1 protein-coding gene and 1 pseudogene are annotated in these 1,093 nt (G+C 39.2%); one reads left to right on the top strand and one right to left on the bottom strand.

All coding sequences use genetic code 11. The annotated features are described in order from the left end of the window. On the bottom strand, positions 1 to 582 hold a 582-nt coding region (locus AC1DUA_RS38655; RefSeq protein WP_477504731.1), incomplete at its 3' end, for a hypothetical protein. 357 nt (positions 583 to 939) lie between these two features. Between AC1DUA_RS38655 and AC1DUA_RS38650 the strand changes: the two are divergent. Continuing rightward, positions 940 to 1,093: pseudogene (locus AC1DUA_RS38650) on the top strand (sugar ABC transporter permease); the annotation flags it as partial.

The raw sequence follows: 1,093 nt of genomic DNA, 5'->3' as shown, positions 1-1,093 counted from the left end.
TCCTTTGGTTGTCACATCGCCCGATTTGTGAAAAGAATACTCATAAAATTTGGACATCGGAAACATCTTGGCACTATACGTTTCTTTGAATTGCTTTTGCCAAAAAGAATCCGGGTAATCGGTGCTGGCATAGAACTTTTCGAACATAGCTACTCGGTCATTGGTGCCAATTCTGCTTAATGTTAGCGAACCTTCCTTGAATACAATAATGGCATTGTCTACATAGATGAGAGGATTACCAACAACCTTGATAATCTCCTGCTTGACCCTATCAAGCAGCCCAAAGCGTGCATTCCCGCTAGCCTTCTGGAGGCGATCCACATCATCGTTAAAATAAAGTGCATACATTTGCTTTTGAACGAGTTGGAAATGCTCCTCATATCTCTCTGAGGTGAATCTAATGTTCTGCGCATTATAACTAATGATTTCATTTCGAATATTGTTCTGGAAAAACTTAAACGACAAGTAATTAAAAGACATAAGCAGCACAATGACAGTAAGAAAGCCTAGTAGCAAACGAATGAGCAAGGAAGACGTTCTAGATTGAACTTGCGAAATTAAACGTATCCTACTCCCCTCCATACCTGTATTATGGTCTTCCTACCTCCATGTACTTATCATACACGATAAGTCTCACTTAAATAATACGTAAAAAACCATATTTTGCAAATTCACTTTTTCACGAAAACTTAACAAATTTACGAATTTCATAGAAGAGGGGAAAATTCGGAATTATTATGGATTACATTCTATACGAACGATGCTATGCTAATTTCGAAATAACAATAACACCAACACCAAGTTGATGCCGACAATGACAAATGACAGCACTATCAAGTCGCAATCATGATCGGGGGGAATACACAAATGAATAAGTTAGACGCGGCTGGAGCTAATCCGGATACTTCCTTACCGGGCGTTCCCAGTCGGACTGGGCTTATGTGGAGGAAGGTTACAAGAAGCAAAAGTTTGCTTTTCATGTTCTTGCCCTGCTTGCTGTATTATTTAATATTCAAGTATTTACCCATGTTTGGTATTGTCATTTCCTTCAAGGATTACAACTTGTACAAAGGCATATGGGCCAGTGAGTGGG

The organism is Paenibacillus sp. 01T422, from assembly GCF_056398785.1.
This window is presented reverse-complemented; position numbering and strand designations above follow the sequence as displayed.